At 74.6% G+C, this 25,365-nt stretch carries 14 protein-coding genes; 13 read left to right on the top strand and 1 reads right to left on the bottom strand.

Features of this window, described 5'->3' with window-relative positions:
- Nucleotides 1-128 precede the first annotated feature (128 nt).
- Both ABTZ03_RS29420 and ABTZ03_RS29415 read left to right on the top strand, forming a co-directional pair.
- Nucleotides 129-1,211, top strand: coding sequence for an ATP-binding cassette domain-containing protein (locus ABTZ03_RS29420; protein WP_350516139.1), 1,083 nt, complete (start codon nt 129-131; stop codon nt 1,209-1,211).
- Nucleotides 1,208-2,026: an ABC transporter permease gene (locus ABTZ03_RS29415; protein ID WP_350516138.1), complete on the top strand. Its 819-nt coding sequence runs from the start codon at nt 1,208-1,210 to the stop codon at nt 2,024-2,026. Before ABTZ03_RS29420 ends, ABTZ03_RS29415 begins: the two co-directional genes overlap by 4 nt.
- Nucleotides 2,027-2,130: 104 nt before the next feature.
- Here ABTZ03_RS29415 and ABTZ03_RS29410 read toward each other — a convergent pair whose 3' ends face one another.
- Complete coding sequence (locus tag ABTZ03_RS29410; RefSeq protein ID WP_350516137.1) at nt 2,131-3,144, bottom strand: LuxR family transcriptional regulator; 1,014 nt, start codon at nt 3,142-3,144, stop codon at nt 2,131-2,133.
- A 150-nt stretch (nt 3,145-3,294) separates the two neighbouring features.
- Here ABTZ03_RS29410 and ABTZ03_RS29405 point away from each other — a divergent pair, with 150 nt between their 5' ends.
- The 11 genes from ABTZ03_RS29405 (at nt 3,295) to ABTZ03_RS29355 (ending at nt 25,316) form a co-directional block, all read left to right on the top strand.
- A complete protein-coding gene (locus tag ABTZ03_RS29405; protein WP_350516136.1) occupies nt 3,295-3,597 on the top strand; it encodes a hypothetical protein in 303 nt (100 codons plus the stop codon).
- Nucleotides 3,598-3,850: 253 nt separating this feature from the next.
- A complete protein-coding gene (locus ABTZ03_RS29400; RefSeq protein WP_350516135.1) occupies nt 3,851-4,222 on the top strand; it encodes a hypothetical protein in 372 nt (123 codons plus the stop codon).
- A 309-nt stretch (nt 4,223-4,531) separates the two neighbouring features.
- Nucleotides 4,532-5,536, top strand: a complete 1,005-nt coding sequence (gene sbnA, locus ABTZ03_RS29395) for a 2,3-diaminopropionate biosynthesis protein SbnA (protein ID WP_350516134.1) — start codon at nt 4,532-4,534, stop codon at nt 5,534-5,536.
- A gap of 20 nt (nt 5,537-5,556) precedes the next feature.
- On the top strand, nt 5,557-13,371 hold the full coding sequence (locus ABTZ03_RS29390; RefSeq protein ID WP_350516133.1) for a non-ribosomal peptide synthetase: 7,815 nt from the start codon (nt 5,557-5,559) through the stop codon (nt 13,369-13,371).
- A 71-nt stretch (nt 13,372-13,442) separates the two neighbouring features.
- The gene (locus ABTZ03_RS29385) at nt 13,443-20,543 is read left to right on the top strand and encodes a non-ribosomal peptide synthetase (RefSeq protein ID WP_350516132.1); all 7,101 of its coding nucleotides are present in this window, start codon (nt 13,443-13,445) and stop codon (nt 20,541-20,543) included.
- Nucleotides 20,544-20,614: 71 nt separating this feature from the next.
- Entirely contained in the window at nt 20,615-20,821 is a 207-nt protein-coding gene (locus ABTZ03_RS29380) for an MbtH family protein (RefSeq protein ID WP_350516131.1), read from the top strand.
- A 75-nt stretch (nt 20,822-20,896) separates the two neighbouring features.
- On the top strand, nt 20,897-21,145 hold the full coding sequence (locus tag ABTZ03_RS29375; RefSeq protein WP_350516130.1) for an acyl carrier protein: 249 nt from the start codon (nt 20,897-20,899) through the stop codon (nt 21,143-21,145).
- Complete coding sequence (locus tag ABTZ03_RS29370; RefSeq protein ID WP_350516129.1) at nt 21,142-22,395, top strand: beta-ketoacyl-[acyl-carrier-protein] synthase family protein; 1,254 nt, start codon at nt 21,142-21,144, stop codon at nt 22,393-22,395. The genes ABTZ03_RS29375 and ABTZ03_RS29370 overlap by 4 nt, the downstream gene beginning before the upstream one ends.
- Nucleotides 22,392-23,426: a beta-ketoacyl synthase N-terminal-like domain-containing protein gene (locus tag ABTZ03_RS29365; protein ID WP_350516128.1), complete on the top strand. Its 1,035-nt coding sequence runs from the start codon at nt 22,392-22,394 to the stop codon at nt 23,424-23,426. Before ABTZ03_RS29370 ends, ABTZ03_RS29365 begins: the two co-directional genes overlap by 4 nt.
- Complete coding sequence (gene fabG / locus ABTZ03_RS29360) at nt 23,423-24,163, top strand: 3-oxoacyl-ACP reductase FabG (protein WP_350516127.1); 741 nt, start codon at nt 23,423-23,425, stop codon at nt 24,161-24,163. Before ABTZ03_RS29365 ends, fabG begins: the two co-directional genes overlap by 4 nt.
- A gap of 43 nt (nt 24,164-24,206) precedes the next feature.
- Nucleotides 24,207-25,316: a class I SAM-dependent methyltransferase gene (locus ABTZ03_RS29355; RefSeq protein ID WP_350516126.1), complete on the top strand. Its 1,110-nt coding sequence runs from the start codon at nt 24,207-24,209 to the stop codon at nt 25,314-25,316.
- Nucleotides 25,317-25,365 lie beyond the last annotated feature (49 nt).

Below are 25,365 nucleotides of genomic sequence, written 5' to 3'. Positions count from 1 at the left end.
GGTCGGGACCCGTACCGGGCCGACCCCGCCGAACGATTCCACCGAATTCCGTGATTACGCGCCGGAATGCGCTCCGGCGTCTTCTGTTCCGAACGATCGACAAACCTCCGTGGAAGGGGGAATGAATGATGGACACCGCTATTCGGGCGACCGGTCTCGGCAAGAGATACGGCGAGCACCACGCCCTCAAGGGCGTCGACCTGGAGGTGGCCGCCGGCACCGTGCTCGGCCTGCTCGGCCCCAACGGGGCCGGCAAGACCACCACCGTCCGACTGCTGGCCACCCTGCTGGAGCCCGATCAGGGCCGGGCCGAGGTGGCCGGGTTCGACGTGGTCCGCCAGCAGCGCCAGGTGCGCCGGCGGATCGGCCTGGCCGGCCAGTACGCCGCCGTGGACGGGCTGCTCACCGGCCGCGAGAACCTCGAACTCCTGGGCCGACTACTGCACTTGGGGCGCAAGGGGGCCCGTGACCGGGCGGCCGAGCTGCTCGCCCGGTTCGAGCTGGAGGACGCCGCCGGGAAGCCGGCCCAGACCTACTCCGGCGGCATGCGCCGTCGGCTGGACCTGGCCGCCGCGCTGATCGGCCGGCCCGCGGTGCTGTTCCTGGACGAGCCGACCACCGGGCTGGACCCGGCGAGCCGGCTGGTGCTCTGGGAGATGGTCCGCGAGCAGGTCGCCCAGGGGGTGACCGTGCTGCTCACCACCCAGTACCTGGAGGAGGCCGACTTCCTGGCCGACCGGATCCTGGTGATCGACACCGGCCGGGTGATCGCCGAGGGCACCCCGGACGAGCTCAAGCGCAAGGTCGGCGACGAGTGGCTGGAGGTGGGCGTCGGCACCGAGGCGGCCCTGCCCCAGGCGCTGGCCGTGCTCGCCCCGGTGGCCGCCGCGAAGCCCGAGGTGGACCTCAGCGGGCGCCGGATCACCGTCCAACTGGCCGACGGCATCGGCACGATCGCCGCCGCCGCGGTCGCCCTGGAGACGGCCGGGGTGCCGGTGACGGACTTCGCGCTGCGCCGTCCGTCGCTGGACGACGTGTTCTTCCAGCTGACCGGGCGCGGCGCCCAGGTGGGCCGGGCCCCGGAGCAGGCCGCCCCGCAGGCCGAGCGGGCCGAGCCGGAGCAGCGGGACCAGCCGGAGGAGCCGGCGGGGCGGAACGAGGAGCGGGTACCGGTGGCGGCCGCCGCCGGACGGACGGGAGACCAGCAGTGAGTGACATCGGCGCCCCGGCCGGCCTCGGCACGGCCCTCGGAGACACCGCCGCGCTGATCGGCCGCCATCTGCGGCATCTGCGGCGCACCCCGGAGAAGGTCATCGCGATCACCCTCACCCCGGTGACCATGGTGATCGTGCTCGGCTACCTGTTCGCCTCCGTGGTGACGGTGACCGGCTCCGGCGAGTACCACGACTACGTGATGGCCGGGGTGTTCGCCCAGGTCGGGCTGACCTGCGTCGGCGTGGCCGCCCTGGGCGTGGCCGCCGACCTGCGCACCGGGCTGATCGACCGCTTCCGCTCACTGCCGATGGGCCGCGCCACGGTGCTGGTCGGCCACACCGCGGCCGACCTGCTGACCACCGCCACCGCCACCGGCGCGGTCGCCCTGGCCGGCCTCGGCGTCGGCTGGCGGATCCACAAGGACCTCGGCTCGGCCGCGCTGGGCTTCGTGCTGGTGCTGGCCTTCGCCTACGCGATGCTCTGGCTGGGCGCGCTGATCGGCATGGTGCTGAGCAACGCCGAGGCGATCAACGGGATTTCGGCGCTGTTCCTGGTGGCGCTGTCGTTCCTGTCCAACTCGTTCATGCCGCTGACCGGGCTGCCCGGCTGGCTGCGCGCGGTGGCCGAGTGGAACCCGGTGAGCCTGGTGGCCGGGGCCTGCCGGGAGCTGTGGGGCAACGCCCCGGCCGTGGTCGGGGACAGCCTGCCGGACCGGCACCCGGTGCTGCTCGCGGTGATCGTGGTGGCGGGCCTGCTGGCGGTGCTGATCCCGGTCGACCTGCGGATCTACCGCACCGCGGTGACCCGTTGAGGAAGCACCGGGCGGGCCGGTACGGGCGGGGCGGCGACAGTCGCCCCGCCCGGACCGGCTGTTCGCTTCCCGCCCCGGCCCGGGCCCTAGCCCCGGCCCCAGCCCTAGTCGTCCACCCGCTCCGACGCCCCGCCCTGCAGCAGACCGCGCTCGCCGGCGATCACCCCGGCCTGGAACCGGCTCCGGCCGCCCAACCAGGCCATCAGTTCCGCGGTGATCCGGCGCGAAGTGCGCACCGAGACGCCGAGTTTGCGGGCCACCACCTCGTCGGTGTGGCCCTGGGCCAGCAGGCTGAGCACCGCCATGGCCTGCGGGTTGAGGCCTTCCGTCCCCTTGCCCGAGGACTTCCCGTACGGGGTCGCGTTCTCCCAGACGTACTCGAACAGCGCGCAGAGCGCGGAGACCAGTCCGGGACCGGACAGCACCAGGGCCCCCACGCTGGTGTCGTCCGGATCGGTGGGGACGACCGCCACCTTGCGATCGAAGATCACCAGGCGCATCGGGAGCGACGGGGCTATCCGCACCCGGGCGCCCCTTCCGGTGAGCCACTCCAGGTGGGAGATGGTGCCGCCGTCGTTGGCGGCGCTCTCCAGGTAGATGCTGCGCATCTGCACGCCGCGGTCGAAGACCTCCTGGTCCGCGACCTGCCCGGCTCTTCGGGCGGCCGGCGACTGCCCGCCGCCGGTCGCGAAGCCCATGATCTCGGCGGTGCAGGAGTGCGAGAGCTCCTCCAGCCGCAGCCGGATCTGGTCGACCCCCTCCAACTGCTCGACGCCCAGGCCCCGTTCGCCCTTGCGGCTCTCGGCGTACTGGGCGACGAGCTTGGCCGCCTCCAGCCGGCTCTGGGCGATCTGGCGCTGCCGCTCGGCGAGTTCGGCCTCCTGCCGGCCGATCAGCATCGCCAGGCTGACCTCCGGGTTGACCAGGAGGAGGTGCCCGGGCTCCAGCTCGGAATGCCTGATCAGGGTGAGCCGGGCCAGCCCGTCCAGGGCGTCCCGGACCCGTTGTTCCGGCCAGGTGAGATCGTGCGCGACCCCCGCGATTCCGAGCTCCGGCCGGGCCAGCACCGTCCGGTACACGGCCTCGGCATCGGGATCCAGTCCTAACACTGACAGCACCGCCTGCCCCCCCGATATTGAACCTGATGACGCCACGTCATTGCCGGATCTCGGGGGCATGCTACGACACCCCGCCCACTCCCAGCCGCCGTTTGGGGCCAGGCCCTTTCCTGCGGACTACGCGCGGGTCCACCCACGAGAGGATTTGACATGTATATCACTGTCGGACGTCTGGTTCGGGGTAAGGTCGGGCCGGAACAGGTCACTCCCGACAAACTCGTCGAGTTGCTTCGGAAGGCGGCCGATCCGGTCGACCGACTTGAGCACGTCTATGTCGAGATCGACCCACTCGGCGCCGATCTTGTCTTCTTTCTCGGCCCGCCGAAATCCGGAGAGTCGGATTCCGCCGCGCAACGGATCGCCCGCCGTTGTCTGCGGGACGCGCCTGAACTGCGCGGATGGCGGCTGGCGGCCGAATTCAGCGACGACCGGCTGCCGTTGTTGGAGGAGTGACCTGCGGCGCGGGCGCGGTGCAGGGTGCTGCCAGGGCAGGACCCTGACATCGAGAACTGTGGCACGGAACGTGTGTGCGAGACAGACTTGGTCATGCCGAAGGGGGCCGAAGCCCCCTCCCGGAGGATTCGAGCGCCGGTCCCGCGCGGTCATTCACCGCGGGAATTGAACCAGGCACAGCACTCATCCGTATCACCTGTCTCGCCGCCGCCGATTTCACGGCCCGCGGCTCAATTTGCACCGGGGGTTCATCATGAGCAGCTTCACCGTTTCCGCCACCCGCACCGCCGCCCGCGCCGCCGCCGTCCTCGGCCTGCTGCTGGCCGGCGCCGCCCTCACCGCACCGGTCGCCGGCGCCGCCACCGTGACGACGGCGGCGACCCAGGGCGCGGGTTCCGTGCACGGGGACGACATCATCTGGGACGGCCCGGTCACCAGCGGCACCCCCGCCCACCCGGCGGCCGGCTCCGTGCACGCCGACGACATCATCTGGGACGGCCCGGTCACCAAGGGCACCCCGGTCCACCCGACGGTCGCCGCCGCCCACGGCGACGACATCATCTGGGACGGCCCCGTCGGCAAGACCACCGGCGGCGCGCACGCCGACGACATCATCTGGGACTGACGTCCCCGCTCCACCCGAAGGGGCCGGACGCCCCTCTCCCCGGATTCGGATTCCCTGCCCGCCTGACGTTTCGGCGCCGGAATCGAACCCGACCGCGCAGCCATCCGTTACAGCCCGTTTCGCCGCCGCCGGTTCCACGGCCCGCGGCGCCATTCACCACCGGGGGTCCACCATGCGCAGCATCACCGTTTCCGCCGCCCGCACCACCGCCGTCCCGACCGCCGCGGTCACCGGTTCCGTGCACGGCGGCGACGACATCATCTGGGACTGACGTCCCGTCACTCACTCCACCGCGTAGGGGGACGGGCGATGCCCATCATCAGAACGCCGCAGGAGTTCAACGAGGACGAGCTCTTCGTCGACCTGCGGGCGATGTTCGACTATCCGCTGTACCTCAAGTGCGAGGGCTTCAACTTCGCCGGCTCCGTCAAGCTCAAAGCGGCGCTCAGCATGGTCGACGCGGCCGAGCGGGACGGGCGGCTGAACCGTGACTCCATCCTGGTGGAGTCCTCCTCGGGCAACCTCGGGATGGCGCTCAGCATGATCGCCTCCGTCCGGGGCTACCGCTTCATCTGCGTCGTCGACCCACGGACCAATCTGTCCACCCGGCAGCTCATCGAAACCCTCGGCGGCCAGGTGCACATGATCACCGAGCCCTCGCCGGAGACCGGCTTCCTGGGCGCCCGACTGGACTACGTCCGGGGGCTGTGCGCCTCCTCGCCGCGTTACGTCTGGCTCAACCAGCACGCCAACCCGGACAACTGGCGGGCCCACTACCGCACCACCGCCCCGTCGATCCACCGTCAGTTCCCTGACCTGGAGCTGCTGTTCGTCGGAGCCGGGACCACCGGGACGCTGATGGGCTGCGCCCGCTACTTCAAGGAGCACCGGCCGGCCACCCGGATCGTCGCGGTGGACAGCATCGGCTCCGTCACCTTCGGCGGCGAGCCCGGACCGCGGATGATCCCCGGCCTGGGGGCCGGGGTCCGACCGGCCCTGCTGGACGAGAGCTTCGTCGACGACGTCGTGCACGTGGCCGAGCTCGACACCGTCCGCACCTGCCACCGGCTCGCCCGCGGCGGGTTCCTGTTCGGCGGCTCGACCGGAACGGTGGTCAGCGGAGCCGCCGCCTGGCTGGCGGAGCACCGCCACGACCAGGACGTCGTCGCCGTGGCCGTCTCGCCCGACCTGGGCGACCGCTATCTCGACACCATCTACCAGAGCGCATGGGTGCGCGACATCTACGGCGTCGACGCACTGGATGCGGTCGAACGCCCGGCGGCGCCCAACGCCATTGCCACGGGGGTAAGATGACGATGCGTCACACATCGCCATTGTTCGAATCAGCACATCCGGAAGAGCTGCCGCTGTCCGCCGCCCAGCGGGAGATGTGGTTCGCCCAGCAGCTCGACCCGGGCAACCCGGTGTTCACCATGGCGGACTGCCTGGAGCTGACCGGCCCGCTGGACCACCGGCGGCTGCGGGCCGCCTGGCAGCGCGTGCAGGACCGCACCGAGTGCCTGCGGGTGCGTTTCGCCGAGCGCGACGGGCAGCCGGTCCAGATCGTCGAGCCGCCGCACCCGCGGCCCCTTCCGGTGCTCGACCTGACCGGTGAGCCGGACCCGCTCGCCGCTGCCGAAACGTTTCTGGAGACCGACCGGCAACTGCCCTCCTCGCTCGGCCCCGACTCGCTGGCCGCCACCCTGGTGCTGATCGGCCCCGAGCTGGCCTGGCTGTACATGAAGGCCAACCACATCCTGCTGGACGGCTTCAGCCGCGCCCTGGTCTACCGCCGGCTCGCCGCCGAGTACGACCTGCCCGACGCCGAACCCGCCGCCGACCCCACCCTCGCCGAACTGCTCGCCGAGGAACACGACCACCTCGACTCCCCCGCCCACCAGCGCGACCGCGCCTACTGGGCCGAGCAGTTGGCCGACGGCCTCGAACCCACCGTGCTCTCCGGCCACCTCGGCGCACCCGCCCGGTCCACCGTGCGCAGCACCGGCCGGATCCCGGCCGACACCGTCACCAGGCTGCAGGACGCCGCCTGGGCCGAGCGGGTCACCTGGCAGACCCTGCTGATCGGCGCCACCGCCGGCTGCCTGGCCCAACTCGGCGGCACCGACCGGGTCGTGCTCACCCTCCCGGTCGCCGCCCGCACCACCCCGCTGGCCCAGTCCGTGCCCGGCATGCGCGCCAACTTCCTGCCGCTGCCGCTGGACGCCCACCCCGCGCTCGGCCGCGACGGCCTGCTCACCCGGACCGCCGCCGTCCTGCGCGGTACGCTGCGCCACCAGCGCCACCGGCACGACGCGATCCGCCGCGAACTCGGCCTGACCGGCGACGCCGGCCGCACCTTCGGCCCCACCGTCAACGTGCTGCAGACCGGCGGCACCTTCGCTCTCGGCGACTGCCGGGCGAGGGTCCGCAACCTGTCCACCGGCCCCGTCCCGGACCTCCAGATCCTCTTCCTGGACAGCGAGGAGGACGGCTGCGAGCTGCGCGTCGACGGCGACGCCGACCGCTACCCGCAGGAGCGCCTGGACCTCTTCCGGGACGCCCTGCTCGGCTACCTCGCCCAGTTCGCCACCGTCTCCACCGAACTGCCGGTCGGCCGGATCACCGCCCTGCCCGAGGCCGAGCGCGAGCGGGTGCTGATCGAGTGGAACACCTACGGGCAGCAGCCCGAGGCCTTCACCGACGTGCTGCCCCGGATCCACGAGCTCGCCCTGGCCCGCCCCGACGCCGTCGCCGTCCAGGACGACGCCGGCCGGCTCGACTACGCCGAGCTGGTCGCCCGGGCCAGCGCACTGTCCCGCCGGCTGATCGCGGCCGGCGCCGGACCGGACCGGCTGGTGGCGATCGCCGCCGCCCCCGGCACCGGCTTCGTCACCGCCGTGCTCGGCGTGCTCGGCGCCGGCGCCGCCTGGCTGCCGCTGGACGTCCGGGCCCCGGCCGCCCGCGGCGCGGCCCTGGTCGAGGCCGCCGGCGCCGCCGTGCTGCTGCACGGCGAGGACCAGCGGCCGTACCTGGACACCCTGCTCGACGCGCTGCCCGGGCGCCCCGCCGTCCTCGCCCTGGACCGGGCCCGCGACGAACGGCTGCTGGCCCCGGCCGGCACCGGCGACGACCTGGCGTACGTCATCTACACCTCGGGCTCCACCGGCCGCCCCAAGGGCGCCATGGTGCACCGCGACGGCATGGTCAACCACCTGCTGGCCAAGCACGCCGACCTGGAGCTGTCCGAGGCCGACACGGTGGTGCACAACGCCCCGGTCACCTTCGACATCTCGGTCTGGCAGATGCTCAGCCCGCTGGTCGCGGGCGGACGGCTGCGGGTCGTGTCCCGCGAGCTCGCCGCCGACCCGGGCGCGCTGTTCGCGCTCGCCGACGCCGAGGGCGTCACCGTCCTGGAGGTCGTCCCCTCGCTGCTGCGGGCCGCCCTGGACGCCTGGGAGGCCGGCGCCGCGCTGCCCGGACTCGCCCTGCTGCGACGGCTGGTGGTCACCGGCGAGGCGCTGCCCGCCGACCTGGCCCGGCGCTGGTTCGCGCTGTGCCCCGGCATCCCGCTGGTCAACGCCTTCGGGCCGACCGAGTGCTCGGACGACGTCACCCACGCCCTGATCTGCTCCCCCGCCGACCTGGACTCGGTGCGCGCCCCGATCGGCCGTCCGGTCCGCGACACCCGGCTGTACGTCCTCGGCGACTCGCTGCAGCCCGTCCCGGCCGGACAGCCCGGTGAACTGTACGTCGGCGGGCGCGGCGTCGGCCGCGGCTACCTCGACGACCCCCGGCGCACCGCCGGGGCCTTCGTCGCCGACCCGTACGCGCCCGCCCCCGGCTCCCGGATGTACCGCACCGGCGACCGCGTGCTGCACCGCTCCGACGGCCGACTGGAGTTCCTGGAACGGGTCGATCACCAGGTCAAGATCCGCGGCCACCGGATCGAGCCCGGCGAGGTCGAGGCCGCGCTGCGCGCCGTGCCCGGCGTGGCCGACGCGGTGGTGACCGTCGCCCGGGACCCGTCCGGCGGCACCCGGCTGGTCGCCCACCTGACCGGCGACGCCGACCCGGCCGCCGTCCGCGCCGAACTGGCCCGGACGCTGCCCGACTACATGGTCCCGGCCGCGCTGGTGCCACTGGCCGCGCTGCCGCTGACCCCCAACGGCAAGGTGGACCGCAAGGCCCTGCCGGTGCCCGACTTCAACGCGCCGCGGCGCGACCGGCGGGCCCCGGCCACCGAGCGCGAGGCACTGCTGTGCGCGCTGTTCGCCGAGGTGCTGGAGCTGGACGGGGTCGGCGCCGACGAGGACTTCTTCGCGCTCGGCGGGCACTCGCTGCTGGCCGGCCGGGTGGTCACCGGACTGCGCGCCCGGCTCGGCGTCGAACTGCCGATCCGCACCCTGTTCGAGGCGCCCACCCCGTACGCCCTGGCGCTCGCCCTGGACGGCGCCGAACCGGCCCGCGAGGAGCTGACGGCCGGCCCCCGGCCGGACCGGATCCCGCTCTCCCCCGGACAGCAACGGCTCTGGTTCCTCTCCCAGTTGGACGCCGCGGGCGCCACCTACCACCTCTCCCACGCGGTCCGGCTGACCGGACCGCTGGACCGGGCCGCGCTCGCCGCGGCACTGGCCGACGTGGTGGCCCGGCACGAGAGCCTGCGCACCGTCTTCCCGGCCGAGGACGGCCGCCCGCACCAGCGGGTGCTGCCGGTCGGCGAGACCTGCCCCGAGCTGCCGGTGCTGCCGTTCACCGGCCGGACGGCCGAGGAGCTGGACGCCGAACTGGCCGCCCGGGCCGGCACCCCCTTCGACCTGGCCGCCGAACCGCCGCTGCGCACCGTGCTGTTCGAGACCGGTGGCGCGGAGCACGTGCTGCTGCTGGTGCAGCACCACATCGCGGCCGACGGCTGGTCGGTGCGTCCGCTGGTCGACGACCTCCAGGCCGCCTACCGGGCCCGACTGGCCGGGCGCGCCCCGGAGTGGGCCGACCTGCCCGTCCAGTACGCCGACTACACCCTGTGGCAGCGTCGACTGCTCGGCGAGCCGGACGACCCGGACAGTCTGATGAGCCGTCAGCTCGACTACTGGGCAGGCCGGTTGGCCGACCTGCCGGAGGAACTGGCGCTGCCCGTCGGCTTCCCCCGGCCGGCGGTGCCCAGCTACCGCGGCGCCACCGTGCCGCTGCGGCTGGACGCCGGGGCGCACCGCGCACTCACCGCACTGGCCCGCGAGGCCGGCGCCAGCCCGTTCATGGTGGTGCAGGCGGCACTGGCCGTACTGCTCGGCAAGCTCGGCGCGGGCACCGACATCCCGCTCGGCACCCCGGTCGCCGGGCGCACCGCGCAGTCCCTGGACGACCTGGTCGGCTTCTTCGTCAACACCCTGGTGCTGCGCACCGACCTGTCCGGCGACCCGAGCTTCCGTACCCTGGTCGGCCGCGCCCGGGAGACCGTGCTGGCCGCCCTGGCCCACCAGGACGTGCCGTTCGAGCGACTCGTCGACCGGCTCGGGGCCGGCCGCTCGCTGGCCCGCCAGCCGCTCTTCCAGGTGATGCTCGCCTTCCAGAACAACGCCGGGGCCCGCCCCGAGCTGCCCGGCCTGACCGCCGAGGTCAGCCCGGTCGGCTCCGGGACGGCCAAGTTCGACCTCGCCTTCGAGCTCGTCGAGCGGTACGACGGAGCGGGCGGGCCGGACGGCCTCACCGGCACCCTGGAGTACAGCACCGACCTGTTCACCGAGCGCACCGCGCGCGGCCTGGCCGACCGGCTGACCCACCTGCTGGGCCTGCTGACCGACCAGCCGGACCGGCCGCTCAGCGGACTGGACGCCCTGCTGCCCGAGGAGCGCGAGCGGCTGCTCGGCACCTGGAGCGGGGCCGACCGCCCGACCACCGTCGGCGCGGTCCGGCTGCCGGACGTCTTCCAGGAGCGGGTGCACCGCGCGCCCGAACGGGCCGCGCTGCACTGGTTCGAGGACGGCGCGGTGCGCGCCGTGACCGGCTACGGCGAGCTCAACGAGCGCGCCAACCGGCTGGCCCACCACCTGATCGCCCTGGGCGCGGGCCCCGGACGGATCGTCGCCCTGGCGCTGCCGCGCACGGTCGACGCGGTCGTCGCGGTGCTCGCGGTCCTCAAGACGGGCGCGGCCTACCTGCCGGTCGACCCGGCGTACCCGCGCGAGCGGATCGCCTACCTGCTGGACGACTCCGCCCCGCTGGCGGTGCTCAGCCACGGCTCGGTGGCGCAGCGGCTGCCGGAGACGCAGAGCGCACCCGTGCTGCTGCTGGACAACCCTGCCACCGCCGCCGCGATCGCCGCCGCCCCGGCGCACGACCCGCAGGACGCCGAGCGGACCACCCCGCTGGGGCCGGACCACCCGGCGTACGTGATCTACACCTCCGGCTCCACCGGCCGCCCCAAGGGCGTGCTGGTGCCGCACCGGGCGGTGGCCGCGCTGGCCGCCGAGCACGGCCGCTTCGCCGTCGACGAGGGCACCCGGCTGCTGCAGTTCGCCTCGTTCAGCTTCGACGCCGCCGCCTGGGAGCTGTTCACCGTGCTGCTCAACGGCGCCGTCCTGGTGCTGGCCGCGGAGCCCGACCGGGCGCCCGGCGAGCCGCTCGCCGAGCTGGTCGCGACGGCCGGCGTCGAGGTGGTCTGCCTGCCGCCGACCGTGCTGGCCGCCTGGCCGGGCCGGCTGCCGATGCCCGAGGGGCTGACCCTCATCACGGCCGGCGAGGCCTGCCCGCCCGAACTGGTCGACCGCTGGTCCGCGGGCCGGCGGATGCTCAACGCGTACGGCCCGACCGAGACCACGGTCTGCGCCACCGTCAGCGAACCCCTGGCCGGAGCGGTCAAGCCGCCGATCGGCCGACCGCTGGCCGGCGCCCGGGTGTACGTGCTGGACGCGGCGCTGCGGCCGGTCCCGCCGGGCGTGATCGGCGAACTGTACGTGGCCGGCGCCGGGGTGGCCCTGGGCTACCTGCACCGGCCCGAGCTCACCGCCCAGCGCTTCACCGCCGACCCGTACGGCGACCCGGACGACCGGATGTACCGCACCGGCGACCTGGTGCGCTGGACGGCCGACGGCCAGCTGGACTACGTCGGCCGGGTCGACGAGCAGGTCAAGCTGCGCGGCTTCCGGATCGAGCTCGGCGAGATCGAGACCGCGCTGCTGGCCCGGCCGGGCGTCGAGCAGGCCGCCGCGGTGGTCCGCGAGGACCGCCCCGGCGACAAGCGGCTGGTCGCCTACGTGACCCCGGCCGACCTGCCGGTCGGCGAACTGCGGGCCGCCCTCGCGGCCGAACTCCCGGACTACCTGGTGCCGTCCGCGTTCGTCCCGCTGGACACCCTGCCGCTGACCGGCAACGGCAAGCTGGACCGCCGGGCGCTGCCCGCTCCCGACTACGCCGCCGCCTCCACCGGCCGGGCCCCGGCCGACGCCCGGGAGGCCGCGTTCTGCGCGGTCTTCGCCGAGGTGCTCGGACTGCCCTCGGTCGGCGCGGACGACGGGTTCTTCGACCTGGGCGGGGACAGCATCGTCTCCATCCAGCTGGTCAGCCGGGCCCGCGCGGCCGGGCTGGTGGTCACCGCGCAGGACGTCTTCACCCACCGGACCCCGGCCGCGCTGGCCGTGGTGGCCCGCGACGGCGAGGAGGCGGTGGCCACGGTCGGCACCGAGGACGGCGTCGGCGGGCTGGGGCAGCTGCCGATCGGGCACTGGCTGCGCGACCTCGGCGGACCGGTCGACGGCTTCCACCAGGCCGTCCTGGTGCGCACCCCGGCCGACGCCACCCGGGAGTCGCTGACCGCGGCGCTGCAGGCGGTGCTGGACCACCACGACGGGCTGCGGATGCGGCTGCGGCCCGACTGGTCGCTGCTGATCGGCGCACCCGGCACGGTGGACGCCGCGGCACTGCTGCGGATCCACGGCGGGCCGACCGTGGACTGGCCCGCCGAGGCGGTCGCCGCCCGCGAGCGGCTGGCGCCCGGCGCGGGCCGGATGGTCCAGGCGCTCTGGCACCCGTCCGGCGGCGAGCTGCTGCTCACCCTGCACCACCTGGTGGTGGACGGGGTGTCCTGGCGGATCCTGCTGCCCGACCTGGCCCGCGCCCACACGGCCGCGACCGCGGGCGAACCGGTCCGGCTGCAACCGGTCGGCACCTCGCTGCGGCACTGGTCCGCCCTGCTGGAGCGAACCGCCGGCAGCCCCGAACTGCGCGCCCAACTCGACTGGTGGCGCGCCGAGTCGGCCGACGACGGGGAGCCGCTCGGGCACCGGCCCGCCGACCCGGCGGTGGACACCTTCGGTACCGCCCGGACCCTGCACCGGGTCCTGGACACCGACACCACCGCGGCCCTGCTCACCGAGGTCACCGGGGCGTTCCACGCCGAGGTGAACGACGTGCTGCTGACCGCCCTGGCACTCGCCGTCGCCGACTGGCGCCGGCGCACCGGGCGGCCGGAACGCCCGGTGCCGGTCGAACTGGAGGGCCACGGGCGCGAGGAGTTCGCCCCCGGGGTGGACCTCTCCCGCACGGTCGGCTGGTTCACCACCGCCTACCCGCTGCGGCTGGACCCCGGCCCGGTCGACCTCACCGAGGCGCTGGCCGGCGGCCCCGCCGCCGGGCACAGCCTCAAGCTGGTCAAGGAGCACCTGCGGATGGTGCCCGGCCACGGACTCGGCTGGGGCCAACTGCGCCACCTCGACGTGGCCGGCGCCCGACAGCTGGCCGGCGCCGCCCGGCCGCAGCTCGGCTTCAACTACCTGGGCCGGCTGCCCGCGCCCACCGGCGAGGACTGGTCGCTGACCGAGCAGGCCGCCGCCCTGGCCGCCGGGGCCGACCCGGGGATGCCGCTGCCGCACGTCCTGGACGTCAACGCGGTCACCGAGGACGGCCCGGACGGCCCGCGGCTGAGCGCCCGCTGGACCTGGGCCGGCCTGGCCCTGCCGCAGGCCGACGCCGAGGACCTCGCCGAGGGCTGGTTCCACGCCCTGCGGGCCCTGGTCCGGCACACCCGGGAGCCCGGGGCCGGCGGCTGGACGCCCTCCGACCTCGACCTGGTGGCACTCAGCCAGGACGAGATCGACGAGTTCGAGGACGAGATGGACGACATGGACGACACGGAAGACTGGGGGGACGGGCAGTGACCACGGCCGCGGCCGGGCCCCGCACCGGGCGACGACCCGGGCGGAGCTCCAATCTGAGCGACATCCTGCCGGTGGCACCACTGCAGGCCGGACTGATGTTCCACGCGCAGTACCACCGCGAGGAACTCGACGTCTACACCGTGCAGTTGGCACTGGACCTGGCCGGCGACCTGGACCCGGCCCGACTGCGCCGGGCGGTCACCGCCCTGCTGGAACGCCACCCCAACCTGCGGGCGGCCTTCCGCTACCGCAGGAACGGCGACCCGGTGCAGGTGGTGCCACGCGACGTCCCGCTCGACTGGCGGGAGATCGACCTGCGGACCGGCCTCCAGGACCCCGACCAGCTGGCCCGACAGGACCGGCTGCGCCCCTTCGACCTGGCCCGCCCGCCGCTGCTGCGCTTCAGCCTGCTGCGGCTCGGCGACCGGCAGCACCGGCTGGTGCTGACCTCGCACCAGATCCTGTTCGACGGCTGGTCGATGCCGATCGTGGTGCGCGAGCTGTTCGCCTGCTACGCCGACGGCGGCGTCTCGCTGCCCCGCCCCGCCCCGTACCGGTCCTACCTGGCCCACCTGGCCCGGCAGGACCGGAAGGCGGCCGAGGCGGCCTGGACCGCCGCACTGGCCGGCTTCACCGAGCCCACCCGGCTGTCCGGCACCGGAACGGCCGGGACCGCGATGCCCGGCGAGCACGCCGTCGAACTGGACGAGCGGGAGTTCGCCGCGCTCACCGGCTGGGCCCGCAGCCGCGGCCTGACCGTCAACACCGTGGTGCAGGGCGCCTGGGCGACCGTGCTCGGCACCCTCACCGGGCTGCGCGACATCGTCTTCGGCGGCACCGTCTCCGGCCGCCCGCCGGAGCTACCCGGGGTCGAGACCATGGTCGGGCTGTTCATCAACACCCTGCCGGTGCGGGTCGACCTGGACCCGGCGCGGAGCTTCACCGACCTGCTCGGCGACCTCCAGGACCACCAGTCCCTGCTGCTCCCGCACCAGCACCTCGGCCTCGACACCGTCCAGCGGCTGGCCGGCGTGGGCGACCTCTTCGACAGCGTGCTGGTCTTCGAGAACTACCCGCTCGACCCGAAGGCCCTGGCCGGCGAGGTCGCCGGGCTGCGGCTGACCGACCTGCGGGCCGGCGACGCCAACCACTACCCGCTCAGCCTGATGGCCCTGCCCGGCGACCGGCTGCGCCTCCAGATCGGCTACGACACCGCCCGGTTCACCCCGGCCGAGGCCGCCGTCGTCGCCGAGCGGCTGCTGCACGTGCTGCGCACCGCCCGGGCCGAGCCGGACCGCCCGCTCGGGCAGCTGGACCTGCTGCTGCCCGGCGAGCGCGCCCGACTGGCCGTCCCCGCCCCGGAGCCGGCCGAGACCGACCCGTGGACGGACGTGGTGGCCCGGGTCCAGGAGTTCGCCCGCACCACCCCGACCGCGGTCGCGGTCTCCGACGGCGCCGAACACCTCACCTACGCCCAACTGGCCGGCCGGGCCGGCACGGTGACCCGAGCCCTGGTCAAGGCCGGCGTCGACGCCGGGACCGGACCGGTCGGAGTGCTGGCCCCGCCCGGCTGCGGCTTCGTCACCGCCGTCCTCGGCGTGCTCGGCGCGGGCGCGGCCTGGCTGCCGCTGGACGTCGCCGCCCCGGTCCGGCGCGGCGCCGTGCTGGCCGCCGAGGCGCGGATCGGCGCCCTGCTGGTCGACCCCGGCGAGCGCGGCACCGCCGCCGAACTGCTGGCCGCGGCCGGACTGGACGTCCCCGTCCTGGAGTTGGGCCCGCGGGCCGCCAAACGGCCGCCCGCACCGCGCGGCGCCGCCGACGACCTGGCGTACGTCATCTTCACCTCGGGCTCCACCGGCCGCCCCAAGGGCGCCATGGTGCACCGCGCGGGCATGGTCAACCACCTGCTGGCCAAGGTCGACGACCTGGAACTGGACCGGGACACCGTGCTGGTCCACAACGCCCCGGTCACCTTCGACATCTCGGTCTGGCAGATGCTCGCCGCGCTGGTCGTCGGCGGGCGGCTGCGGGTCACCGGCCGCGAACTCGCCGCCGACCCGCAGGCCCTGTTCGGCCTGGTCGCCCCCGAGGGCGTCACCGTGCTGGAGGTCGTCCCCTCGCTGCTGCGGGCCGCCCTGGACAGCTGGGACGCCGGCGCCGAACCGCCCGCCCTGGACGGGCTGCGCAAGCTGGTGGTCACCGGCGAGGCGCTGCCCGCCGACCTGGCCCACCGCTGGTTCGCCCGGCACCCGGCCATCCCACTGGTCAACGCGTACGGGCCGACCGAGTGCTCGGACGACGTCACCCACGCGCTGATCGGCGCCCCCGCCGAGCTGGACTCGGTGCGCGCCCCGATCGGCCGCGCCGTCCGCGGCACCGGACTGTACGTCCTGGACGGCGCGCTGCGCCCGGTGCCGGACGGCGTCCCCGGCGAGCTGTACGTCGGCGGGCGCGGCGTCGGCCGCGGCTACCTGGACCAACCCGCCCGCACCGCCGCGGTGTTCACCGCCGACCCGTTCAGCCCGCGGCCGGGCGCCCGGATGTACCGCACCGGCGACCGGGTGATCCGGCGGCCGGACGGCGAACTGGAGTTCCTGGAGCGGGTCGACCACCAGGTCAAGATCCGCGGCCACCGGATCGAGCCCGGCGAGGTCGAGGCCGCGCTGCGCTCGATCGACCGGGTCGGCGACGCCGTGGTGGTGGTCCGTCGCGGCACGGCCGGCGACGCCCGGCTGGTCGGCTATGTGACCGGCGACCTCGACCCGGCCCGCTGCCGGACAGCCGCCGCCGCGCTCCTGCCCGAGTACATGGTGCCCGCCACCCTGGTGGTGCTGGACGCCCTGCCGCTGACCCCGAACGGCAAGGTGGACCGCGCGGCGCTGCCCGAGGTCGACCCCACCGCCGCCGGCACCGGCCGCGGCCCGCGCACCCCGCAGGAGGAGGTGCTCTGCACCGCCTTCGCCGAGGTGCTGGACCTGCCGAAGGTCGGCATCGACGAGGACTTCTTCCAGCTCGGCGGGCACTCGCTGCTCGCCACCCGGCTGGTCAGCCGGGTCCGCACCCTGCTCGGCGCCGAACTGGCGATCCGCACCCTGTTCGAGGCCCCCACGGTGGCCGCGCTGGCCGGGCGGCTCACCCGGGACGCCGTCCGCCCCGCGCTCACCGCCGGGGAGCGCCCGGAGCGGCCGCCGCTGTCGTACGCCCAGCAGCGGCTCTGGTTCCTGGACCGGCTGGAGGGCCCGTCCGCCACCTACCACCTGCCCTGGACGCTGCGGCTGCGCGGCGCCCTGGACCGGACCGCGCTGGCCGCCGCGCTGACCGACGTGATCGAGCGGCACGAGAGCCTGCGCACCGTCTTCCCGGACCGCGACGGCCTGCCCTACCAGCGGGTCCTCAGCACCGAACAGGCCGCCGTCGGGCTGCCGCTGCGCGAGCTCCCCGCAGCCGAACTGAGCTCGGCCGCCGAGGAGTTCGCCCGGGCCGGGTTCGACCTGGCGAACCGGCCGCCGATCCGGGCCACCCTGCTCGCGGCCGGCCCGGAGGACCACCTGCTGGTCGTGGTGATCCACCACATCGCCGGGGACGGCTGGTCCAACGGCCCGCTCACCCGCGACCTCTCCGCCGCCTACACCGCCCGACTGGCCGGCCGAGCGCCCGACTGGGCGCCGCTGCCGGTGCAGTACGCCGACTACGCGCTCTGGCAGCGCGGACTGCTCGGCGAGGAGACCGACCCCGATTCCGCGATGTCCAGGCAACTCACCTACTGGAAGGAGCAGTTGGCCAACCTGCCGGACGAGCTCCAGCTGCCGGTGGACACCCCCCGGCGGGCCGTCACCGGCTACCGCGGCGGCAGCGTCCGCTTCACCGTCCCCGCCGGGGTGCACCGGGCCGCCCTCACGCTGGCCCGGGACAGCGGCGCCAGCCTGTTCATGGTGCTGCAGGCCGCCCTGGCCACCCTGCTCCACCGGCTCGGCGCGGGCGAGGACATCCCGCTCGGCACCCCGATCGCCGGCCGCACCGACGACGCCCTGGAGGACCTGGTCGGCTGCTTCGTCAACACCCTGGTGCTGCGCACCGACCTGTCCGGCGCCCCGACCTTCCGCGAGCTGCTGGACCGGGTCAAGGCCGCCGACCTGGCCGCCTACGCCCATCAGGACCTGCCCTTCGAGAAGCTGGTCGACGCCCTCGGCCCCGAGCGCGCCCAGGCCCGCAACCCGCTGTTCCAGACCCTGCTGGCCCTGCACAACAACGCCGCCGCCCGGCTGGACCTGCCCGGCGTCACCGTCGAGGCGGGCGCGGCCGAACTGGGCACCGCCCGGCTCGACCTCGCCTTCGAACTCGCCGAGGCCCCGGACCCGATCGGGGGCGTGGGCACGGGCTCGGGCGCGGCCGGCCTCACCGGCCGGCTGGAGTACAGCACCGACCTGTTCACCGAGGCCGGCGCGACCCGGCTCACCGAACGCCTGGTGCACCTGCTGACCGCCCTGGTGGAACAGCCCGACCGTCCGGTCACCGCCGCCCCGGCCCTGCTCCCCGGCGAGCCGGAACGGCTGCTGGCCGCCGGGGTCGGCCCCGACGCGCTGGTCAGCGACCGCACCCTGGCCGAGCTGCTGGAGGCCGCCGCGGACGCCCGTCCGGACGCCCCGGCCCTCGAATTCGGCACCGAACGGCTCGACTTCGCCGAACTGCACCGCCGGGCCAACCGGCTCGCCCGCACCCTGCTCGCCCGGGGCGCCGCGCCCGACCGGGTGGTGGCGATCGCCCTGCCGCGCTCGGTCGACCTGGTGGTCGCCGCCCTCGCGGTGGTCAAGTCCGGCGCCGCCTACCTGCCGATCGACCCGTCCTACCCGGCCGACCGGATCGCCGCGATGGCCGAGGACGCCCGGCCGGTGCTCACCGTCACCCGGACCGAGGTGGCCGCCACCGTCCCCGCCCTGGCGGCCGGAACGCCGCTGCTGCTGGACGACCCGGCCACCCGCGCCCTGGTCGACGGACAGGCCCCGGAGCACCTGCGCCCGGCCGAACTGGCCGCGCCGGTACGGCCCGGGCACGCCGCGTACGTCATCTACACCTCGGGCTCCACCGGCCGCCCCAAGGGCGTCGTGGTGCCCCGCGGCGCCCTGGCCAACCACCTGCTCGACCTGGCCGGCCGGCTCGGCCTGGGCCCCGGCCGCAGCCTGCTCGCGGTCACCACCTTCGGCTTCGACATCGCCAACCTGGAGCTGCTGGCCCCGCTGCTCGGCGGCGCCCGGCTGGTGGTCGCCCCGCTGGAGACCGTCCGCGACCCCGACCTGCTGGCCGAACTGATCCGCACCAGCGGACCGGACGTCCTCCAGGCCACCCCGACGCTCTGGCACGCCCTGGTCGGCAGCCACCCGCAGGCCCTGGCCGGACTGCACGTGCTGACCGGCGGCGAGGCGATCGGCCCGGCCCTGGCCGAGGCGCTGACCGGCGCCGCCGCCAAGGTCACCAACCTGTACGGCCCGACCGAGACCACCATCTGGTCGCTCGCCGCCGAGCTCCCGCCCGGCCAGGCCGGCCCGCCGCCGATCGGCCACCCGCTGGCCGGCAACCAGGTCCGGCTGCTGGACGCCACGCTGCGCCCGGTGCCGCCGGGCGTGGTCGGCGAGCTGTACCTGTCCGGCGCGGGCGTCGCCCGGGGCTACCTGGACCGCCCGAGCCTGACCGCCGGCCGCTTCACCGCCGACCCGTACGGCCCACCGGGCAGCCGGATGTACCGCACCGGCGACCTCGCCCGGCTGCGGCCGGACGGCGCGCTGGACTACCTCGGCCGGGTGGACCACCAGGTCAAGATCCGCGGCTTCCGGATCGAACTCGGCGAGATCGAGGCGGTGTTGACCGACCATCCGGCCGTCGAACGCTGCGCCGTGGTGGACCGGGAGGACGGCCCCGGCGAACGCCGGCTGGTCGCCTACCTGGTGCCCGCCGGGCCGGACCGCCCCGAACCCGCCGCGCTGCGCGCCCATCTGGCGGCCGTCCTGCCGGAGTACATGCTCCCGACCGGGTACGTCCCGCTGGCGGCGCTGCCGCTCACCCCGAACGGCAAGGTGGACCGCAAGGCGCTGCCCGCCCCCGGCGCCGCCGACCGAGCCGCCGCGCGCTCCGCCGGACGGCCCCCGAGCGGGCCCGTCGAGCTCGCCCTGAGCCGGGTCTTCGCCGAGGTGCTCGGCCTCGCCGAGGACGGGGTCAGCGCCGAGGACGGCTTCTTCGAACTCGGCGGCGACAGCCTGAAGTCCATCCAACTGGTCAGCCGGGCCCGGACCGCCGGACTGTCGCTCACCCCCGCCGACGTCTTCGCGCACCGCACCGTGGCCGGCCTGGCCCGGGTCGCCGGCGCCTCCGAGGACACCAGTGCGCCCGAGGACACCAGCGTGCCCGAGGACCCGTACGCCCCCGTCCTGGCGATCCGGCCGACCGGCGACCGCCGCCCGCTGTTCTGCGTGCACGGCGCCGTCGGACTCGGCTGGCCCTTCCTGGCACTCGCCGCGGAAATTGACGCGGACATTCCCGTGTATGCATTCCAGACGGGTGGCGTCCGCACGCCGGAAAAGCCCGCGGAGTCCGTCCGGGAAATCGCCGGAAAATATCTCGGAAGAATGCTGGAAATCCAGCCGCAGGGGCCCTATCGTGTTCTCGGCTGGTCATTCGGAGGGCTCGTCGCCCACGAGATCGCCATCCAGCTCCAGGCCCGCGGCGAGCAGGTCGAACTGCTCGCCGACCTGGACGGCTTCCCCGGCACCGGCACCCCGACCGAGGAGCCGCCGAGCGAGCCGGCCGTCCTGGCCGAACTCCTGGAGCGGGCCGGCCTCCCCACCGACGGACCGCTCGACCCGGCCACCGCGCGACAGCGCCTGGCCGAGGCCGGCAACCCGCTCGCGGAGCTGGACGAGACCGAACTGACCCGCCTGCTCGGAGTGATCCGCACCCACGGCGTACTGGGCGACGCCCACCGCCCGGGCCGCTACCGGGGCGACCTGCTCCTGTTCACGGCCACCCACGGCCTCACCCCCGGCGCCCCCGGCGCCGAGTCCTGGCAGCCGCACGTGACCGGCCGGATCCTCCGGCACCCGGTCGACAGCGACCACGACTCGATGCTCGGAACGGCCCCGGCCGGCTTCATCGGAAAGATCCTGTCGGCCGCCCTGAAATAGCCGGTCGGCGACCCCGGACAACACTCCCGGGGGAATTCCCCCCGGGAATTCAGAAAGGACCGAGAAAAACCATGAGCAATCCGTTCGACGACGAGCAGGGCACCTTCCTCGTCCTCGTCAACCACGAGAACCAGCACAGCCTCTGGCCGGCCTTCGCCGAGGTCCCGGCCGGCTGGCGGACCGTCCAGGGCGCGAGCACCCGGCAGGAGGCGCTGGACCACATCGAGCGCAGCTGGACCGACCTGCGCCCGCAGAGCCTGATCGACGCCACCGCCTGAACCGCCAACCCCAACCACCGGCACCAACCACCGGCACCAACCACCGCACCTTCCACCGCAGTTGAGGAGCACCCCATGAGCACCATCGCCATCGACGAGTCCAAGGTCCGCGAGATCGTCGCCGACTGCCTCGACCTCGAACTGGACGAGCTGACCCTCACCGACCACTTCATCGACCACTACGGCGCCGACTCGCTGAACGCCATCGAGGTCCTCGCCCGCCTGGAGAAGGAGTTCCACGTCACCATCCCGCAGGAGGAGCTGGGCAACATGGTCAACCTGGCCGCCGTGCTGGAGGTCCTGTCCCGGGCGACCGCGCGATGAACGCCCCGCAGCGCGCCGCGAGCGCCCCCCAGCGCGTGGTGGTGACCGGCATCGGCGTCCTGTCGAGCATCGGCAACGGGGTCGAGGAGTTCACCTCGGCCCTGCGCGAGGGCCGCTGCGGCGCCGGTCCGATCACCAGCTTCGACACCACCGGCTTCGTCCACACCTCCGGGCACGAGGTCGACGGCTTCGTCCCGGAGCGGTGGATCCACCGCCTCCCGGTCGAACAGCTCGGCCGCGCCACCCAGTTCACCGTCGCGGCGGCCCGGATGGCCGTCCAGGACGCCGGCCTCGACGAGCAGCGGCTCGCCGGGCTGCGCGCCCAGGTCACCGTCGGCACCACCGACGGCGAGGCCGGCGAACTGGACCGGATGATGGCCGCGTCCGTCGCGCAGGGGCCGGAGCGGCCGGCCGACCAGCTGCTGGCCGGCCGCCTGCCGGCCCACCAGCTGGCCCTGGCCGTCGCCCGGGAGCTGCGGCTCCCCAGGGTGGTCCCGACCGTGCTCGGCACGGCCTGCGCGGCCGGCAACTACGCCATCGGCGACGGCTTCGACGCCGTCCGCACCGGCGAGGCGGACATCGCCCTGGTCGGCGGCGCGGACGCGATCTGCCGCCGCACCTTCGCCGGCTTCAGCCGGCTCGGCCTGGTCTCCTCCGACGTCTGCCGTCCGTTCGACGCCGACCGCGAGGGACTGCTCACGGCCGAGGGCGCGGGGGTCCTCGTGCTGGAGACGCTGGAGTCCGCCCGCACCCGCGGCGCCCGGATCTACGCCGAACTGCTCGGCTACGGGCTCAACTGCGACGCCCACCACCCGACCGCACCCGACCAGTCCAGCGTCGCCCGCTGCATGGAGCTGGCGCTGGCCGACGCCGGGGTCAAGGCCGACGAGGTCGACCTGGTCTCCGCCCACGGCACCGGCACCCCCACCAACGACATCACCGAGACCCGGGCGATCCGCGAGGTCTTCGGCGACACCCCGCCGCGCACCGTCGCCCTCAAGGCGATGCTCGGCCACTCCATGGGCGCGGCGAGCGCGCTCGGCGCGGCCGCCTCGGCGCTCGCGCTGGCCCACGGGTTCGTCCCGCCCACCGTCAACCACCGCACCACCGACCCCCAGTGCCAGATCGACTGCGTGCCCAACCACTCCGTCCCCGCGGACCTCCGGGTGGTGGTCAACAACGGACTGGCCTTCGGCGGCAACAACGCCTCCGTCGTCCTGGGGCGCCATGAGGAGGAGCCCAGCCGATGAGCGAGCGCACGATCCACCGGGACCGGCCGCTGATCACCGCGTGGTCCGCCGTCTCCCCCTTCGGCCTCGGCCGCGACGCGTTCGCGGCCGGGGTCGCCCGGGGCGAACCGGCCCACCTGGTCCCCGACTTCGACACCCGCAAGGTGCTCGGCAAGGCCGGCACCCGCACCTACGACCGGGCCACCGGCCTGGCCGTCACCGCCGTCCGCGAACTCCTCGACGAGGCCGCGGCGGCCCGGCAGCCGATCGCCACCGGCGGCGGCACCGCCCTCGTCCTCGGCACCACCCTCGGCAGCGCCCACAGCGCCGCCGGGTTCAGCCGGGCCTCGTTCGAGGGCGACAAGCCGTACGACGTACCGGCCCAGCTGATGCCGAACGTGCTGATGAACGGACCGGCCGCGGCCACCGCCATCCGCTTCGACCTCAAGGGCCCCAACACCACCCTGGCCGGCGGCGCCGCGGGCGGCCTGCTCGCCCTCGGCTACGCCCGCCGCCTGCTGGCGGCCGGCCGGGCCGAACGCGCCCTGGTCGGCGCGGTCGAGGAGCAGACCGAGACCCGCTCGTGGCTGGCCGGCGAGCCCGACCGGCCGATCGGCGAGGGCAGCGCCGTCCTGCTGGTGGAGACCGCCCGGACGCTGCCGCCCGAACGCCGGGTGCTGGCCGAACTGCTGTCCCTGGACGTCCGGTTGGCCGTCGACGAGGACCCCCAGGAGGCGCTCGCCGCCACCGTCCGGGACGCCCTCGCCCAGGCCGACGCCACCCCCGACCAGGTCTGGGCCGCGGCCGTCACCGGGCAGCCGGCCGAGGAACAGCTCGCCGCCTTGGTCGGCCCCGAGGCCGTCCGGCGGGTCCGCACCGCCGGGCTGCTCGGCGACACCGGCTCCGCGGGCACCGTCTTCTCCGTCACCACCGTCCTGGCCCTGGCCGAACAGGACCCCGCGGCGGCCGGCCGGCTCGCCGTGATCGCCTCGCTGGACCACCAGGGCCTGGCCGCCTGCGCCGTCCTGCGCCTCGCCGGCGGTGACCGGTGAGCGCCCCGGGCGTCGTCCTGATCAGCGGCGGCTCCCGCGGCATCGGGAAGGCGGCCGCCCTGCGCCTGGCCGTCGACGGCTACGCGGTCAGCTTCTGCTACCAGTCCGACCAGCAGGCCGCCGACCTGCTCGGCAAGGAACTCGACGCCCTCGGCGCCGCCGTCCTCGCCGAACGGGTCGACGTCACCGACGCGTCCGCCGTCCGTGCCTGGGTCACCAGGACGGAGGCGGAACTCGGCCCAATCACCGTCGCCGTCGCCAGCGCCGGCATCACCCGCGACAAGCCCCTGCTGCTGATGGCCGACCAGGACTGGCAGGCCGTCACCGACACCAACCTGAACGGCACCGCCAACCTCTGCCGCGCGGTGGCCTTCCCGATGGTCAAGCGCCGCGGCGGCTCGATCATCACGCTCTCCTCGGTCTCCGGCGTCTACGGGAACCCCGGCCAGAGCAACTACGCCGCCTCCAAGGCCGGCATCATCGCGCTCACCCGCGCCCTGGCCAAGGAGGTCGGCCGCTACGGGGTCCGGGTCAACGCGGTGGCCCCCGGAATGATCGAGACCGACATGACCTCGGTGCTCAGCGACGGCCAACGCACCGACGCCCTCAAGCACATCCCGCTCGGCCGCTTCGGCACCGCCGAGGAGGTGGCCGAATCGGTCGCCTTCCTGGCCGGCCCGCAATCCGCCTACCTCACCGGCTCGGTCCTGCAGATCGACGGCGGCATCGTCCTGTGAACAGACACGTCAGACGCGCCGTCACCACCCCCTAGGAGAACCCATGACCATCCCCGCCGTGCGCACCCACGACAACCACACCCCGCTGGTCGACACCGAGCTGCTCCCCGGCCGCGGCAGCGGCGTCAACGCCGCCCACCGGATGTACGAGCACCTCATCGGCATCTGGGCCACCGGCGTCATCGAGGCCGCCCACGACATCGGCGCCTTCACCGCGCTGATCGGCGCCCCCGCCACCGCCGGTGAGCTCTCCACCCGCCTCGGCACCGACCTGCGCGCCACCCGCGTCCTGCTGGACGGCCTGGCCGCCTACGACGTGGTCGAGCGCAACCGCGCGGCGGACGGCCAGGCCGTCTACACCCTGCCACCGGAGATGCACGACGTCTTCGCCCCCGAGGGCCTCTACAGCCTGGTCGGCAAGATCCGGCACGACCGCAACGTCGCCTGGGGCGCCTGGCGCAACCTCGCCGCCAACGTCCGCACCGGCGCCCGCAACTCCGAGGGCTCCCAGCAGCTCAACCAGATCTCCGAGGAGGACTACACCTCCCTGGTCCGCGGCATCAACTTCTGGGCCCCGCCGATCACCGCCACCCTGGCCGGCTGGCTGCGCGAGCAGGGCTGGACCGACGGCACCGACCGCACCCTGCTCGACGTCGGCTGCGGCACCGGCATCTACAGCCAGCTGCTGCTCCAGGAGTTCGACGGCCTCAACGCCCGGGCCCTGGACGCCGAACGGATCATCCCGATCGCCAACGCCCAGGCCCACCGGCTCGGCGTCGCCGAGCGCTTCAGCCCCGAGGTCGTCGACTTCTGGGCCGACGACTGGGGCACCGGCGTCGACGTCGCCCTCTTCGTCAACATCTTCCACCTGCAGACCCCCGAGTCGGCCCGCGAACTCCTGCTCCGCTCCGCCAAGTCGCTCAGCCCGGACGGCGTGATCGCCATCGCCGACCACATCGTCGACGAGGACAGCACCGACGGGAACACCCAGAACCGCTTCTTCCGGCTCTTCGCCGCCTCCATGCTCGCCACCGGCGGCGGCGACGCCTTCACCGTCCACGACTACGACCACTGGCTCGCCGACGCCGGCCTGCGCCGCGTCGCCCTGCTCGACACCCCCATGCACCGCCTGCTGCTCGTGCAGCACGCCTGAGCCACCCCCCGGCACCACCCACCCCCTCGACGGCCCCCACGCCCCGCGT

The organism is Kitasatospora sp. NPDC096077 (genome assembly GCF_040303245.1).
Classification (GTDB): Bacteria; Actinomycetota; Actinomycetes; order Streptomycetales; family Streptomycetaceae; genus Kitasatospora.
Note: the sequence above shows the minus strand (reverse complement) of the source record. Positions and strands in the feature narration are given on the sequence as shown.

What these genes read in the sequence shown, in the direction of transcription:
- ABTZ03_RS29405 (WP_350516136.1), top strand. Translation starts at nt 3,295, where the DNA reads ATGTATATCACTGTCGGACGTCTGGTTCGGGGTAAGGTCGGGCCGGAA.
- ABTZ03_RS29365 (WP_350516128.1), top strand. Translation starts at nt 22,392, where the DNA reads ATGAGCGAGCGCACGATCCACCGGGACCGGCCGCTGATCACCGCGTGG.
- ABTZ03_RS29420 (WP_350516139.1), top strand. Translation starts at nt 129, where the DNA reads ATGGACACCGCTATTCGGGCGACCGGTCTCGGCAAGAGATACGGCGAG.
- ABTZ03_RS29400 (WP_350516135.1), top strand. Translation starts at nt 3,851, where the DNA reads ATGAGCAGCTTCACCGTTTCCGCCACCCGCACCGCCGCCCGCGCCGCC.
- ABTZ03_RS29380 (WP_350516131.1), top strand. Translation starts at nt 20,615, where the DNA reads ATGAGCAATCCGTTCGACGACGAGCAGGGCACCTTCCTCGTCCTCGTC.
- ABTZ03_RS29355 (WP_350516126.1), top strand. Translation starts at nt 24,207, where the DNA reads ATGACCATCCCCGCCGTGCGCACCCACGACAACCACACCCCGCTGGTC.
- ABTZ03_RS29370 (WP_350516129.1), top strand. Translation starts at nt 21,142, where the DNA reads ATGAACGCCCCGCAGCGCGCCGCGAGCGCCCCCCAGCGCGTGGTGGTG.
- sbnA (WP_350516134.1), top strand. Translation starts at nt 4,532, where the DNA reads ATGCCCATCATCAGAACGCCGCAGGAGTTCAACGAGGACGAGCTCTTC.
- ABTZ03_RS29375 (WP_350516130.1), top strand. Translation starts at nt 20,897, where the DNA reads ATGAGCACCATCGCCATCGACGAGTCCAAGGTCCGCGAGATCGTCGCC.